Origin of the sequence: Stenotrophomonas sp. PD6 (assembly GCF_049199305.1) — a bacterium.
Classification (GTDB): Bacteria; Pseudomonadota; Gammaproteobacteria; order Xanthomonadales; family Xanthomonadaceae; genus Stenotrophomonas.
Genome location: NZ_JBLZQD010000002.1, coordinates 656,418 through 671,831, shown reverse-complemented (window position 1 = coordinate 671,831; position 15,414 = coordinate 656,418). Strand labels below are relative to the sequence as shown.

At 66.3% G+C, this 15,414-nt stretch carries 13 protein-coding genes; 8 read left to right on the top strand and 5 right to left on the bottom strand.

Annotated features, from left to right (window positions below; translation table 11 throughout):
• Positions 1-54 precede the first annotated feature (54 nt).
• Positions 55-315: a hypothetical protein gene (locus ACOZHM_RS05755; protein ID WP_421568085.1), complete on the top strand. Its 261-nt coding sequence runs from the start codon at positions 55-57 to the stop codon at positions 313-315.
• A 10-nt stretch (positions 316-325) separates the two neighbouring features.
• Here ACOZHM_RS05755 and ACOZHM_RS05750 read toward each other — a convergent pair whose 3' ends face one another.
• A complete protein-coding gene (locus ACOZHM_RS05750; protein ID WP_421568084.1) occupies positions 326-1,447 on the bottom strand; it encodes a DUF1254 domain-containing protein in 1,122 nt (373 codons plus the stop codon).
• A 149-nt stretch (positions 1,448-1,596) separates the two neighbouring features.
• Positions 1,597-2,511 carry a bifunctional helix-turn-helix transcriptional regulator/GNAT family N-acetyltransferase gene (locus ACOZHM_RS05745; protein ID WP_421568083.1) on the bottom strand — a complete coding sequence of 305 codons (915 nt, stop codon included), beginning with the start codon at positions 2,509-2,511 and terminating at the stop codon, positions 1,597-1,599.
• 287 nt (positions 2,512-2,798) lie between these two features.
• Between ACOZHM_RS05745 and ACOZHM_RS05740 the strand changes: the two genes are divergently transcribed.
• Complete coding sequence (locus ACOZHM_RS05740; protein ID WP_421568082.1) at positions 2,799-5,354, top strand: TonB-dependent receptor plug domain-containing protein; 2,556 nt, start codon at positions 2,799-2,801, stop codon at positions 5,352-5,354.
• A gap of 217 nt (positions 5,355-5,571) precedes the next feature.
• Positions 5,572-8,370: a PAS domain-containing protein gene (locus ACOZHM_RS05735; RefSeq protein WP_421568081.1), complete on the top strand. Its 2,799-nt coding sequence runs from the start codon at positions 5,572-5,574 to the stop codon at positions 8,368-8,370.
• Between the two features lie 7 nt (positions 8,371-8,377).
• On the opposite strand, the gene arsC is transcribed toward ACOZHM_RS05735, so the two are convergent.
• Complete coding sequence (arsC, locus tag ACOZHM_RS05730) at positions 8,378-8,776, bottom strand: arsenate reductase (glutaredoxin) (RefSeq protein ID WP_421568080.1); 399 nt, start codon at positions 8,774-8,776, stop codon at positions 8,378-8,380.
• 71 nt (positions 8,777-8,847) lie between these two features.
• Between arsC and ACOZHM_RS05725 the strand changes: the two genes are divergently transcribed.
• Complete coding sequence (locus tag ACOZHM_RS05725) at positions 8,848-9,945, top strand: hypothetical protein (RefSeq protein WP_421568079.1); 1,098 nt, start codon at positions 8,848-8,850, stop codon at positions 9,943-9,945.
• Here ACOZHM_RS05725 and ACOZHM_RS05720 read toward each other — a convergent pair.
• The gene (locus ACOZHM_RS05720) at positions 9,920-10,819 is read right to left on the bottom strand and encodes a LysR family transcriptional regulator (RefSeq protein ID WP_421568077.1); all 900 of its coding nucleotides are present in this window, start codon (positions 10,817-10,819) and stop codon (positions 9,920-9,922) included. The genes ACOZHM_RS05725 and ACOZHM_RS05720 overlap by 26 nt on opposite strands.
• Positions 10,820-10,977: 158 nt before the next feature.
• On the opposite strand from ACOZHM_RS05720, the gene ACOZHM_RS05715 reads away from it, so the two are divergent.
• The 4 genes from ACOZHM_RS05715 to ACOZHM_RS05700 all read left to right on the top strand — a co-directional run bounded on the left by ACOZHM_RS05715 (position 10,978) and on the right by ACOZHM_RS05700 (position 14,203).
• A complete protein-coding gene (locus ACOZHM_RS05715; protein ID WP_421568076.1) occupies positions 10,978-11,628 on the top strand; it encodes a hydrolase in 651 nt (216 codons plus the stop codon).
• Between the two features lie 151 nt (positions 11,629-11,779).
• A complete protein-coding gene (locus ACOZHM_RS05710; RefSeq protein WP_421568075.1) occupies positions 11,780-12,796 on the top strand; it encodes a helix-turn-helix domain-containing protein in 1,017 nt (338 codons plus the stop codon).
• Between the two features lie 90 nt (positions 12,797-12,886).
• Entirely contained in the window at positions 12,887-13,705 is an 819-nt protein-coding gene (locus ACOZHM_RS05705) for a type 1 glutamine amidotransferase domain-containing protein (RefSeq protein WP_421568074.1), read from the top strand.
• Between the two features lie 48 nt (positions 13,706-13,753).
• On the top strand, positions 13,754-14,203 hold the full coding sequence (locus ACOZHM_RS05700; protein WP_421568073.1) for a nuclear transport factor 2 family protein: 450 nt from the start codon (positions 13,754-13,756) through the stop codon (positions 14,201-14,203).
• A gap of 607 nt (positions 14,204-14,810) precedes the next feature.
• On the opposite strand, the gene ACOZHM_RS05695 is transcribed toward ACOZHM_RS05700, so the two are convergent.
• Positions 14,811-15,407, bottom strand: coding sequence for a TetR/AcrR family transcriptional regulator (locus ACOZHM_RS05695; RefSeq protein WP_421568072.1), 597 nt, complete (start codon positions 15,405-15,407; stop codon positions 14,811-14,813).
• Positions 15,408-15,414: the final 7 nt, after the last annotated feature.

The following is a 15,414-nucleotide window of genomic DNA, read 5'->3' as shown; positions in this document are numbered from 1 at the left end:
CATGCCATACTCGGGTGGCCACCGCATCGTAATCCACCCAGCCAAGGCCCGTGCATGTCCGCTACTGCTACCTGCCCCCGCTGCGCGACGCAGTTCGACGGCCGCAAGGCGCTGTTGAATGGCGGTGTCCCGGCGTTCTACACGCCATTCGCCAAGCGCACGGTTGCCCTGCGCGTGCGCTGCCCGTATTGCCGCCACGAGTTCGCCTCGCCGGATGTCCAGCTGTTCGGCTTCCTCTCGCTCAACGGCTACCGCGTGGTGGTCATCGGCCTGCTGGTGGCCTGCGTGGTGCTGGCCAAGTACCTGCCGCACTGACCTGCCGGCGCTACGACACCGGTACCGCCTCGGGGAAGGTCCAGCGGCCTTCCAGGATCTCAGCCCGTGGCCGGTACAGACGCACCATGTAGTTCCAGCCTTCCATGGTGGGCAGGCAATTGGCCACCTGCCCGTCGCAGCCGCCGAACTGGATGTCCACCGAACCGTCGTCGTTCTTCTTCGCGGTCACGTTGTTGAGCGTGTACGCATTCTGCGCATTCTGCTCGTAGTAGCCCTTGCCGTTGTAGAGACTGACCGACCAGAAGCCATCCACCGGCACATCGGCAACATGCAGGCGGTAGACCGTTTTTCCGTCGTTTTTCGTCGGGGTGACGTTGAGGTACATGGCATCGGCATCGGGGTTGCCACCCCAGGCCGAGGCCGACCCGATCAGCCGGCGTACCGGGTCCACCGTTTCGCGCGTGCCGAACATGTGCCGCGTGTCGGGCAGCGTGGCGGCCAGCGCCAGCAAGGCCTCGCGCACCTTGCCCTGGCTGATTGCATCCCACTTCGGCACATCGAAGCTGCCCTGGGATGCCTGCTGCACTTTGATGGCGTCCTGCAGGGCATGCACCTGTGCCACGTCTTCGGCGTTGTTGGGATCGACCAGGGTGCGCACCGCGGCGATGACGTAGCGCGTTCCATCCTTGCCACGGCTCAGGGTGTAGGCGCCGGGCTTGTACGCGACCTGCGTGGTGTACTGGTCTTCATCGATGATCTGCATCGACATGAAACGCTTGCCCGCATCCGGCAGCGTGATGGTCACCGGCCCGGCATCCAGATCGAAGACCGCCGCAGAGTAGAGCGTGTCGCGGTTCATCCGGATGACGCTCTGGTTGTCGATCGCCGTGGGCTCGCGGCGATGTACGAACTTTCCGAGGCCACCATCCTTGACCGTGGAGGCGAAGTACACATCACTCTCCGCGCGCGGAAAATTGTCGGCCGTCACCGGCACGCTGCCGGGCTCGGGCACCTGCGCTGCCGGTGGGGGTGATGCAGCTGGTGCCGGCGCGGTGGCAGCCGCAGGCGGCTGCGCGGCGGGTGCAGGGGCCGCGTCGGGTTCGCGGCGGCAGGCCGTCAGCGCTGACAGGGCGGTCAACAACACCAGGGCAGTACGGACAACACGCGGCATCGAAGTACTCACGGCGGTGATCTCCAGAGCGTGGTGCAAGCCATCTGTGGAATGCCGACGCAGCCGCACCGGCAGGGACTTCGCCCGGATGGTAACAACGCGTAGACGCCACCAGTACCGTATTTCTACTGGCGCACGCAGTGCTGGCGTTACAGATCCCGCGCCCACAGCTGCGATGCCTGCGGCTTGCCGAACAGCTGTTCCTGCTGTTCGGTCAGGAACTCGAAGCCGGTGGTCTCAAACAACCGGCGGGCGTCGGTCAGTGCGGCGTTCGTCCACAGCACCATGCGCTTGTAGCCCACCGCACGCGCAAAGCCGATGGCCTCCGCTACCAGGCGATGACCGATGCCCTGGCCACGCGCCGTGGCGTCCACGTACAGCAGCCGCAGTTTGGCGGTCTGCGCATCGTGGCGGACCACGAAGATGGAGCCGACCGGCGTGCCGTCCTGTTCGGCAATCCAGCAGCGTTCGGTCTGCGGGTCGTGCTCGCGGATGTAGCGCGCCACGATGTCGGCCACCAGCGCTTCGAAGGTCGCGTTCCAGCCGTATTCGCGCGCATACAACGCGCCCTGCTTGTGCACGATCCAGCCCATGTCGCCCGGGCGTGGATCACGCAGGGCATAGTCGGCGCGTGCACCTGCGAGCAGCGTCTGCACCTCGCGCAGCGCGTCGGCCAGCCGCTGCTGGGCGGCGCCACTGAGCGCGCCCACTGCTTCGCCGACGCGGGCATTGGCAGCGGCATCCAACTGCTGGAACACATCGCGCCCCGCATCGGTGAGGCCCAGCGCACTGGCCCGCCCGTCGGCGGCGGCCGCCTGCCGGGTCACCAGGCCGCGCGTTTCCAGGCTGCTCAACAGCCGGCTCAGGTAGCCGGCATTGAGGTCCAGCCCGCGGCACAGTTCGGCGGCGGTCACGCCCCGCCGCTCGGCCAACTCGCCCAGCACCCGCACTTCGGTAAGTGAGAACCCTTCCGGGATGTCCGCTTCGAACGCACCCATGTGATGCGGGTGGAAGCGGTTGAACGCGCGAACCTGGGCGATGGCAGTGCTGAGCAGCTGGGACATGAGGACGGCCATTCGTTTGCTTTAGGCAACTATTACGTGCTTATGGCAATAATGCAAGCTCGTTTTGTGACCGATAACCCATGCAATATCTTCAAAACGAAAGATTCGTTGCAGTACGGTTTACGTTCTGTTAATTCTTCGTGCAGCGCACCAAAAAGCCCCCGGCGCGCAGGGAGAACCAATGGGATGAACGACTAACCGAACGACAACTTCGACTCTGACTGCAAGGTGCATGCATGAACTACGGCATAGGCAAGTGTGTTCACGCTCCAACAGCATTTTCGCCATTGGCATCTGCGGTAAAGGTGGCCCTGGCCACTGCACTGCTGGTCACCAGCTCTGTCGCGGCCGCCCAGGACAGCAGTCCCCCGGGCAGCAGCGAAACCTCCACCCTGGACACGGTGTCGGTGCTGGGCAGCCGCACCAAGCCGCGTACCGTCTCGTCGTCGGCCGTGCCGATCGACATCATCAGCGGTGAGGAATTCCGCAACCAGGGCGCCACCGATGCCCTGGACCAGCTCAAGGTGCTGGTCCCCTCCTTCAACGTCAGCACCATTCCCATCGACGATGCCGCCAGCCTGATCCGCCCGGCCAACCTGCGCGGCCTGCCGCCGGACAACACGCTGCTGCTGGTCAACGGCAAGCGCTTCCATCGCGCGGCGGTGATCACCTTCCTCGGCCATGGCCTTTCCGATGGCGCGCAGGGGCCAGACCTGTCGGTGTTCCCGTCCTTGGCGCTGGAGCAGGTGGATGTGCTGCGCGACGGTGCAGCGGCCCAGTACGGCTCCGATGCCATCGCCGGCGTGATCAACTTCGGCCTGAAGAAGCTGCGCGAAGGGGGCACCGTCGAAGCCTTCGCCGGCCAGTATTACGAAGGCGACGGGCTCACCACCACGTACTCGGCGCAGATCGGCCTGCCGCTGACCGAACGCGGCTTCGCCACCCTGACCGCCGAATGGCGCAACGCCGACGACACCTCGCGCAGCGTGCAGCGCGACGACGCGGCGGCGGCCATCGCCGCCGGCTACCCCGGCGTGGGCCAGCCCGCGCAGGTCTGGGGCTCGCCCAAGGTCGACGACGATCTCAAGCTGGTCGCCAACCTCGGCCTCACCACCGACAGCGTGGACTGGTACCTGTTCGGCAACTACGCCAAGCGCGACGTCGACGGCGGCTTCTACTTCCGCGACCCCACCGCCCGCTCGGGCGTGTATTCCAACGACGGGGGCGACACCCTGCTGGTCGGCAACCTTACCGGCGCCGGCGCGTGCCCGACCATTCCGCTGCGCGACGGTGCGGGCACCCTGCTGCCCTACACCACGGTGAGCGGTGCGGTGGCCGCGCTGCCGGCCAACTGCTACACCTTCCTGTCCAGCCTGCCCGGCGGCTTCACGCCGCGCTTCGGCGGCAAGCTGGAAGACGCCTCGGTGTTCGCCGGCGCCAAGGGCACCCTGGGCGAGTGGTACTGGGACGTGAGCGGTTCGTGGGGCCGCAACGATATCGAGTTCATCATCTACAACACCGTCAACGCTTCGCTCGGCCCGGCCCAGCCGGCGGGCCTGTACTTCCGCCCGGGCGGCAACACCCAGACCGAAAAGAGCGTCAACGTCGACGTGAGCCGCGACATCGCCACCAGCTTCACCAGCCAGCCACTGCGCCTGGCCGCCGGTGCCGAGTGGCGTGAGGAGAGCTTCAAGATCAGCCCCGGCGATGGCCCGTCCACCGCCATCGGCCCGCTGACCGAGCAGGGCTTCGCGCTGGGCTCCAACGGCTTCAACGGCTTCAGCTCGCGCACCGCCGGTACCTTCGACCGCCGCAACTGGGCCGCCTATGTCGACCTGGAAGCGCAGGTGACCGAGCGCCTGCTGCTGGCCACCGCGCTGCGCTTTGAAGACTACGATTCGTTCGGCAGCACCACCAATGGCAAGGTGACCGGGCGCTTCGACTTCAACGAGCACTTCGCCCTGCGCGGTGCGTACAACACCGGTTTCCGTGCGCCGACTCCGGGCCAGGCCAACATCAGCCAGATCAGCACCGTGTTCGGCGGCACCGCGCTGGAAGACATCGCCACCCTGCCGCCCACCAACCCGATCGCCCAGCTCAAGGGTGCCCGCCCGCTGACGCCGGAAGAATCGAAGAACATTTCCTTCGGCGCGGTCTGGACCGAAGGCGATTACCTGCTCACCCTGGACGGCTACCAGATCAAGGTGGAAGACCGCATCGCGCTCAGCACCAGCTTCGCGGTCACCCCGGAAGAGCGCGCGGCACTGGTCGCCGGCGGCAACCCGGAGGCGGCGTCGATCTCGCAGGTGACCTACTTCGGCAATGCGTTCGACACCACCACCACCGGCGTGGACCTGGTCACCAGCTACCGCACCGACCATTTCGGCGGCACCACCACCTACTCGCTGGCCGCCAACTGGAACCGCACCAAGGTGGACCGCTTCAACCCCGACTTCATCGACGAGGCGCGGGTATACAAGCTGGAGAAGTCGCTGCCCAAGACCAAGGGCTACTTCAGCATCAACCACCAGCGGCAGATCTTCCACGCCAACCTGCGCTTCAACTATTACAGCTCCTGGTACGAGGACCACCTGGACAGCGGCGTGATCTCCGCCGATGACGGTGGCCTGCCGATCTACGGCGGCAGCGCCTTGATCGTCGATGCCGAAGTGGGCTGGAAGTTCGATTCCGGGCTGTACTTCAGCCTGGGCGCGCAGAACCTGTTCGACCGTGTGCCGGCCAAGAACCCCTGGAGCGGCGTGGCCGGTGCCGAGTACCCGGTGCATTCGCCGTACGGCTTCAATGGCGGCTTCTACTACGCACGCGTGGGCTGGAAGTTCTGATACAACCAACGTTGGGCACAGGCGGCGGGATCCTCGGGGGGTCCCGCCGTTTGCGTTTTTCCGTCACACCAACGGTTCAGCCTCGGTCGCTGCGGGAAAATACGCCATCACCACGCGCTGCGGCGATAATCAGCACCGCTTCATTGCATCAGCCCCATGTTGCCGGCCACGGGGAGGGATACCCCCGGGCCTGACCCCACGACCGCGAGTAGACCTTTTGAACCCTTCGGATTCGACAGACAGCCACGCCGAGCGCGACACCGAACGCGTCAAGATGGCACTCGCCGCCGGCGCGATCATCGGCACCTGGTTCTGGGATGTGGAACAGGACAACGTGACCATCGACGACGCCCTGGCCCTTGCCTTCGGGCTGGAACCGGCCGTGTCACGCACCAACCTTCGCCTGGATGAGCTGGTGGCGGGGGTTCACCCGCAGGACCGCCCGGGCCTCCAGCAGGCCATCGCCGACGCCCTGCGCACCGGTGGCCGCTACGCGCACCAGTACCGCACCCGTGGCACCGACGGTCAGTACCGCTGGATAGAAGCCATTGGCCGGGTTGACCTGGACGCCGATGGAAAGCCGGTGAACTTTCCGGGCGTGCTCATCGACATCGACCACCGCCGGCGGATCGAAGCCGAGCGCGACCAGGCCCAGACCCTGCTGCGCTCCTTCGTCGAGGCCGCGCCGGGCGTGGTGTACGCCAAGGACCGCCAAGGCCGGATCCTGATCGGCAACCGCGGCACCACCGACCTGATTGGCATGCCCCCGGAGCAGTACGTGGGCCGCACCGACGCCGAGCTGCTGGGCGACCCGGCGCAGGCCGAAGCGGTGATGCGCACCGACGAACGGGTGATGTCCAGCGGCCAGACCGAGCAACTTGAAGAGGAAGTGAGCTTTCCCGATGGGCGGCGTGCACAGTGGCTGTCGACCAAGGCGCCGCTGCGCGATGCCGACGGCACCATCGTGGGCCTGGTTGGCACTTCGCTGGACATCACCGACCGCAAGGCCGCCGAGGCACGCCATCTCGAAGTGGAGGAACGCTATCGGCTGGCCGCGCGTGCCACCAATGACGCGATCTGGGACTGGCGGATTTCCGATGGCCACGTGGTCTGGAACGAGGCGCTCGCCACGCTGTTCGGCCATGCCCTGAGCGAGACCAGCGCGCAGTGGTGGCTGGACCACATCCATCCCGACGACCGCGAGCGGGTGGAGCACGGCATCCATGCCGTCATCGACAGCGACCAGACGGCGTGGTCGGAGGAGTATCGCTTCCAGCGTGCGGATGGCAGCCATGCCGTGGTGCTGGACCGGGGCGCCGTGTTGCGCGGCCCCGCAGGCGAGCCGCTGCGCATGATCGGCGCCATGCTGGACCTGTCCGGACGCAAGGCCGCCGAGGCCGCGCTGGCCGACCGCGAGGAGCGCCTGCGCCTGGCCACCGAGGCCGGTGACATGGGCTTCTGGGACGTGGACCTGGTCCAGGATGTGCTGATCTGGCCGGCGCGTACCAAGGCGATGTTCGGCATTTCAGCCGATGCCGAGGTCACCATGGATGACTTCTACGCCGGCCTGCATCCCGAGGATCGCGACGCTACCAGCGCCGCCTTCGCGGCCGCCGCCGACCCGCAGTTGCGTGCCCACTACGACGTGGAATACCGCACCGTCGGCAAGGAGGATGGCGTGGTGCGCTGGGTGGCAGCCAAGGGCCGCGGCCTGTTCGAGGGCGACCGCTGCGTGCGCGTGCTGGGCGTGGCCATCGACGTCACCGCCCGCAAGGCGGCCGATGCGCGCCTGCAGGAATTGAACGAGCACCTGGAAAGCCGCGTGGCGGAGGAAGTCGCCGAGCGCTCCCGGGTGGAGGACGCGCTGCGGCAGAGCCAGAAGATGGAGGCGGTGGGCCAGCTCACCGGCGGCATCGCGCACGACTTCAACAACATGCTCACCACCATCATGGGGCCGTTGGACCTGCTCGATACGCGGCTGGGCGACAGCGACCCGCGCACCAAGCGCTACATCGACATGGCGCTGGACGGCGCGCGCCGCGCCGCCCAGCTCACCCAGCGCCTGCTCGCGTTCTCGCGCCGGCAGCCGTTGCAGCCGGTGCCGGTGGATGCGAACCGGCTGGTGGCCGGCATGTCCGACCTGCTGGCGCACTCGCTGGGCCGCAGCGTGCGCCTGGAAACGGCGCTGGCTGAAGGGCTGTGGTGGATCCATGCCGACGCCAACCAGCTGGAGAACGTGATCCTCAATCTGGCCGTCAATGCGCGCGATGCGATGCCGGGCGGCGGGCGGTTGGCCGTGGAGACGGCAAACTGCGAGATATCTTCCGCCGCGGCCGCGGATCACCCCGGCGTTCCCGCCGGGCAATACGTCACGGTGGTGGTCTCCGATACCGGCACCGGCATGCCGCCCGAAGTGATCGCCAAGGCGTTCGAGCCGTTCTTCACCACCAAACAGGTGGGACAGGGCACCGGGCTGGGGCTTTCGCAGGTGTACGGCTTCGTCAAACAGTCATCCGGCCACGTGAAGATCCGCTCGGAGGTCGGCCAGGGCACCACCGTGAAGGTGTACCTGCCCCGCCACACCGGTCCGGTCGACGTGCCCGGCGCAGGCGGTACAGGCACGGGTCCTGGCGGCACGGCCAACGACCGCGAGCTGATCCTCATCGTTGAAGACGAGCCCGCCGTGCGCCAGCTGTCCATCGACGTGCTGACCGAGCTGGGCTACCCGGTGCTGGCCGCCGACGGTGCGGCGGCGGCGTTGAAGCTGATCGATGCCCACCCGGACATCGCGCTGCTGTTCACCGACGTGGTGATGCCCGAAGTGAACGGACGCGAGTTGGCCGACGAGGCGCTCCGGCGCCGCCCGGGCCTGAAGGTGCTGTTCACCAGTGGCTACAGCCGCAACGCGCTGGAGCAGGACGGCGTATTGGCACCGGGCGTGCAGTTGCTGGGCAAGCCGTATGCGTTGGACGCCCTGGCAACGCGCGTGCGCGCACTGCTCGGCGAGCGCCGCTGACCAACCCTCAGGGCGCCACTACCTCACCATCTTCCTTGGTGAACGGCGTCGCCAGCGGCGGCAGGATCTGCAGCACCACTTCCGACGGGCGGCACAGACGCGTGCCGCGCTCGGTCTGCACCAGAGGGCGCTGGATCAGGATCGGCTGCGCCAGCATGGCATCCAGCAGCGCATCGTCGCTGAGCGCGGCATCGTCCAGGCCCAGCGCCAGATACGGGGCTTCCTTCTGCCTGATCGCATCGCGTACGTGCAGTCCGGCGTCGGCGATGAGCTGGGCCAGGCGCGCGCGAGTGGGTGGGTGAATCAGGTATTCGATCACCTCCGGCTCGATACCGGCGTGGCGGATCAGCGCGAGCGTATTGCGCGAGGTGCCGCACCTGGGGTTGTGATAAATGGTGGCGTTCATGTGTCGTATCGAACCTTGCGTGATCGAATCAAGCCCCTAACATCGTCTTGGCAATCACCAGGACGAGAAGAATGGCGAACCGGCTGTACGTAACCGAAGGTGCACTTCACCTCCACTCCAGCGATCCCATCGTACTGACCCCGGGCGACCTGCGCCATGCGGATCAACGCCCGGAGGTCCGTGACCTGCTGCAGGGGTGCAACCTATACCTGATCGCGTCGCGTGCCCGGATATACGTTGATCACGCGCATCTGGACAACGGTACGCTCTACGGCACCTTCAACCTGGCGCAACATGAGGAACGATTCGCCGCGCCCTTCGCCTGTCCACTACCGCGTGATATCACGGTGCCGCCGAGCGAACTGATTGCTGGCACGTCCCTTTCTGGCACGCACGTAGTGCTCAAGCAAGACCAGCCTGACGGTGGATCGTTCATCTTCCCTGTCAACGCGCTGATCGCCCGGTCCACCTCGCCGCTGCCGATCGAGGCGTGCGACATGGAGGTGCTGTACGTGGGACAAGGGATGGGGCGCACACGCGCACGCACCGCCGTTGACCGCCTGCGGCGGCACGAGACGTTCCAGACCATTCTGGCGGAACACCACACGTTCCATCCCGAGCGCGAGATACTCCTGTTGCTCTATCGATTCGAGCACCAGCGGAACTTCCTCAGCACCGGCGGCGACTTCAGCCTGCAGCCGCAGGCGAGCCAGGACCAGGAGCGGCAGCACCTGCAGAAGATCGCCACGGCGGTGCTTTCCCGCAAGGAACGCATCGCACTGGCCGAGGCGGCACTGATCAATCACTTCAAACCGCACTACAACGCGATCTTCAAGGGCACCGATTTCACCCGTGCCAGCAAGCTCAAGACACTGCGAGCCGTACTACGCCAGGACCTTACCGGGCTCATGGTCGAGATCAATACATCCAGCGTGAAGGGGCGCCTGGGTTCTGCACACCGGCCACACGGTGACAATCCGACCCTCGACATGCTCAATGAGAACATTGAAGCCCGCCGTGCCGAGGGCATCGATCCGGAACTCTACGCGGAAATGCTCGCGGAGCTTTCCCTGATCAGGCACGCGCACTTTGCCAATTTCGCGCTGACCAGCCCGCATGAACGCGAGACGTTTCTTCACGACCTCAATTTTCACTGGGAAACGGGCTAGGGTCGCGGTCCGTGTCGAAACAGTCGATCAGCAACTCGGTCAGTGCTCGTACCTTCAGCGACGCGTGCGGCCCCGGCGGGCGGATGACGTAGATGCCGGCAGGCGGTGGCGGGTAGCGCGGCATGACCTGCACCAGCGCACCGGTATCCAGATGTGGCTGGGTCAGCCCATCCGGAAGCCAGGCGATGCCCAGCCCCGACAGCGCCGCCGCCAGCAGCGCCGTGCCGTTGTCGGCCTTGAAGCGCCCACGCGGATGCACGGTCAGCACCGTATCGCCGTCGAGGAACTGCCAGGGCTCGGTGCCCTGCATCAGCGCCTCATGCGCGGCCAACGCGTCCGGCGTCTCCGGCGAGCCGTGCGCATCGAGATAGGCCGGGCTGGCCACCAGCTTTCCGTAGAGCGGCCCGACACAGCGCGCGACCAGATTGGAATCCTGCAGGTAGCCCACGCGCACGGCGCAATCGAAACCTTCGGCAACCATGTCGACGAAGCGGTCGCTGTAGGCGGCATGCACGTGGAGCTGCGGGTGGCGCCGGGCCATGTCCGCGAAGACGGATGCGAAATGCGTCGGCCCGAAGGTCAGCGGCGCCGCAATGCGCAGCCGGCCACGCAGGTCGCCGTTGGGCAGGATGGCTTCCCGGGCAGCGTCCATCTCCGCGCACGCACGGGCGGCATGGTCGCGGAAGGTGGCCCCTGCCTCGGTGAGCGCCGCGCCGCGTGTGGTGCGTGCAAGCAGCTGCACGCCCAGCGCCGCCTCCAGCCGTGCGAGCCGGCGGCTGACGATGGACTTGGCCACGCCCAGCCGGCGTGCCGCCGGTGACACGCCGCCGGCGTCAGCCACTTCCACGAATGTGCGCAGGTCTTCGATATCCACTGGGACCTCCCCGATACCCCGCACAGCCTGACACAGCCAAGGCCAATTCAGCGTTCCGGATTGCGCGACACAGCTTGGCACCGCGCGCGGCTACCGGCGTGCGGGCCGCGATGACAAGGTTTGTCTTCGCTTCGCTCCGCCCACAACAGGATGAACCCATGACGTTCCGCAACGGTCTTGCCTCGCTGCTTCGCCCCGAAGATTCCGTTCTTGTTCTCATCGACCACCAGCCCTACCAGCTGGCCAACCTCAACAGCCACGATCCCCAGGCGGTGGTGAACAACGCGACCGCGCTGGCCAAGACCGCCAAGGCCTTCGGCGTTCCCACCATCCTCACCAGCGTGATCGCGGAACGCGGCGGGCTGATCTTCCCGCATATCACCGACGTGTTCCCCGGCCAGGAGGTCATCGACCGCACCTTCATCAACACCTGGGAAGACAAGAACGTGGTGGACGTGGTCAAGGCCACCGGCCGCAAGCAGCTCATCATCGCGGGCCTGTGGACCGAGATCTGCGTGGCCATGCCGGTGATCCAGGCGCTGGGCGAAGGCTGGGACGTCACCGTCATCACCGATGCCTGCGGTGCGGTGTCGGTTGAAGCGCACGCTGTCGCCATCCAGCGCATGATCGCCGCCGGCGCGAACGTCATGACGTGGATCGCACTTGCCGGCGAGTGGCAGCGCGACTGGGCACGGCCGGAGCACGTGGCCGAAGTGACCGAGGTCTTCAAGCAGCACGCCGCGGGCAGCGGTATCGCCTACCTGTGGGAGCAGCAGCTGCTCAACACGCCGGTATCCGCCGCCGGCTGATCGCGCTGGCACATCGACGTAGTGCTGTCCCGGCGTCTGGCCCGGGACAGCACCGTCATGCCCGTGGTGAACTCCGGCGCGCAGGTGCACTGCCGCGCTCCGGATGCAAGAATGGTCTCGATCAAGGCCCGAGTGTTTCGACGGATCGACCATGCTGAGCCAGCACCTGCTGTTTTTCTTCGCCATGCTCGGTGCGTTCAATGGCATCGGGCTCGCATCGTTCCTGTGGTGGCGTGCCCAGGGCGAGGCGCCGCTGCGCTGGCTGTCGCTGCTGATCCTGGCCGTGGGCGTGCGTACCGGAAAGTCCGTGGCGTTCTATTTCTGGCCCGACATCCCCCGCATCGTCCTGCAGTTCGGCCTGACCGCCTGCTTCCTGATCGGCCCCTGCCTGTTCTTCCTGGTACGCGCGTGCCAGAGCGATGCGCCCGGCCGGTGGCGCATCGACCGCTGGCATGTCGCCGCGCTGCTGGTGCTGGCCGTCGGGACGAACCTGTTCGTGCCCTACACCAGCTATCCCGAGCTGTGGCGGCATGTGATCACCCCGGGCATCAACTACGTCTGGCTCGGCTACCTGCTGCTGACCACCGTCCAGCTCTACCGCCACCGCACCGGCCTGGCGGGGGCGCCGACCGGCCCGCTGCTGCTGGGCGCGCTGGCGGGGGTGTGGATCATCTGGATCGCGTACTACACCGCCGGCTACACCTCCTACATCGTGGGCGCGCTGTCCTTCACCTTCGTGCTGGCATTGAGCGTGGTGGTCTACCTGCGCCAGCGGTCCGGCCAGGCAACGGTCGAGCCCTATCAGGACCGCCGGATTCCCCAGACCGAGGCGGCCGCCCAGCTCCAGGCACTGGCGGAGCTGATGGAGAAGGAGCGGCTGTACCTGGACGCCGGCCTCACCCTGCCGCGCCTTGCCCGCCGGCTGGGCATGCCGCAGACCCGGCTGTCGCAGCTGCTCAATGACAACAACCAGACCTCGTTCAAGCAATACCTGGCGCAGCTGCGCGTGGTGGAGGCCAAGGCGCTGCTGCGGCAGGTGCCGCCCAAGCCGCTTGAGCTCGTCGCCGAGCAGGCGGGCTTCCAGTCCATGTCCACCTTCCACAGCGCGTTCAAGAAGCACGAAGGGATCACGCCGGCGGCGTTCCGGGCGGCCGCAACGGTCTCCTAGAATCGATTCCAGCAGTGCGGGAACGGTTTTCAACATATTGATTTTAAAGCGATTGGTTAGCGTAGCGGCTCCTCCCTGCGAGCCAGCGCCATGAACGCCTCCCGCTACATCCTCTCCCTGCTGTTCCTGCTGATTGGCAACCTGACCGGCGGTGTCTGCCAGGCCGACGCGGCGGCCGACGCCGGCCGTGCCGGCCAGGAGCGCGTCCTCTTCGTCGTCTCCAGCACCAAGCTTCACGGCAGCTCGGCGCTGCCGGCCAGCGTCAGCTTCGGCGAGGTCGTGCATGCCTGGGACACCTTCCATGCCGCCGGCTACGCCGTGGACTTCGTCTCGCCCGATGGCGGCGACGTGCCGATCCTGGACGCCTATGTCAGCGACGACGTGGAGGCGCGCCTGAAGGACGCCCGCATCATGACCGGGCTGCGCAACACCGCCACCCCGGCCCAGATCGACCCCGCCCGTTACCGCGCCGTGTACTACGTGGGTGGCAGCAACGCCATGTACGGCGTGCCGGAGAACGCCGCCCTGCAGCGCATCGCCCTGCATGTGTACGAGCGCAACGGCGGCGTGGTCTCGGCCGTCTGCCATGGCACGGCCGGCATCGTGAACCTCACCCTGGCCGGTGGCCAGAGCCTGCTGGCCGGCAAGCGCATCACCGGCTTCCCCGAACAGCACGAGGATCGCGACGCCGCCTACTTCCGCGAGTTTCCATTCCTGATGGGCAAGACCGTCACCGCGCGCGGCGGCGTGTTCAGCGCCATCGACGCCGAAGACCCCTATGTCCAGGTCGATGGCCGCGTGGTCACGGGGCAGAACTACGCCTCTGCCAGACCCGTCGCCGAAGCCGTGGTTGAAGTGCTTCGCAAGAACGCGTCCAGAAAACCCGCAGGCAGCGCGGCCAGCAACTGATCCGCCACGCCACATACACACCCGAACCCAACCCAGACCAGGAATTCCATGAACATCGCGATCCGAACCCTCTGCCTTTCCGCCGCCCTTGCGCTGCTTCCCGCCACCGTCATGGCGCAGACCCATGATCGTGCCGCCGTTGACCAGGTCATGCAGACCATGATGCGCGGCTTCGAAGCCGGCGACCCCACGATCATCCTGCAGGTGCTCAGGAAGGACGGCGTGGTGGTGGGCTACTCGCCGGTCACCAAGGGCATGATGCAGGTCAGCGCGGAAGAATGGGCCAAGGGCTTTCCCGGCGCACCGGCCGCCGATGAGGACAAGCGCCACCGCAAGTACGAGATCCTGGACGTGACCCCGCACGGCGCGCTGGTGAAGGTATCCCTGGACTACCCGCGCTGGGATGGCGTGGACTACCTCGGCCTCGCCAAGATTGATGGCAAGTGGATGATCATCAGCAAGTCGTGGACCGGCACGAGCAAGCCGGCGGCGCCGTAAGGCGGTTGCGAGCCTGAGAGAACTTGATGCTGAAGGCGCCGTCCAATGACGCCTTTCGTGCCGAGTACAGGTCGCGCAGGTGGCGGTGTCGCATCCCGCCGCCCTTTTACACATCAATTATGGGAGGGCTTTGTAAATTACAAAGCCGTCTAATAATTGGGTAGTAATTCGGCGCTCACGAGGCAACCTTGGCGACGCATCTGCCGCCAGATCGGCATGGATGGAACAGCTGCGCCAGGCTTTCGTTGATTCTTCATGGCGATTCAGCCGCCATGACGGCGATGATCCGTCGAACCCGGTTCGTCAACGTGATCCATGGCCACTCCCACTCCCACTCCCACTCCCACTCCCCTTCCGTGCCCTGCACTGTCAGCCCGCGACGCTGAAGATCGCCCGACCGTCTCGCTCCATTATTGCCGCACACGGTCAGAGATAAATGTCACTCCATGCAGCCAAGATGGGCCGGAGGATCACGTGCATCCAAACGACGTGTTGGAATTGAAGAGAGCGCGTCAGTTGCGAGCACTAGATGCTCTCGCGCAGCAGGCACAGGAGCTTGGAATGGGCTACTAGCAGTCCGCGATGAACGTACCTGTGTCCAAGTGATCTATCGGCCGCGCTTGATGATCGAGACGATCACCCGCTCCAGCTCAGCTTCTGCCACCGCCTGTTCCACCAGCCCAGCGGCAACCGCCTCGGACAGTGATTCAGCGGCACCGAGCATCGCCCAGTACCCGGCCTCCGGCACATTGCCAGCGGTCGCAAAGTCGCCCAGCCATCCGGCGCATTTTGCAACGAACGCCTGCTGATATCGCCGCTTCACCGCCAGTAGTTCCGGCGAACCTGCGAGCGCCGCAAGAATTCCCTGGATCTCACTGCCCTGCGACAGCACGCAGTCGATGTAGCCGCCGGCTATCGCATGCGCGCGGTCTTTCAGCTGTGCTTTCGCGTTGCCGATGCGCTCTTCGAACACCGCCGTCTGGCGCTGGTCGTAGTCCTGGTACAGCGCCGCCAGCAGGCCATTGCGGGTGACGAAGTGGTCGTACGCCACCGGCTTGGTGACGCCCGCGGCCTCTGCCAGCCGCCCCAGCGACAGCGCGTCGGTGCCCTCCTCGCCCACCAGCGCCCACGCCACGTCCAGCAGTTGGCGGGTGCGCTGTTCGCGCGGCATGCGGCGGCGGGGTGGTTCAGGGCGGGCAGGCATTGAAGTG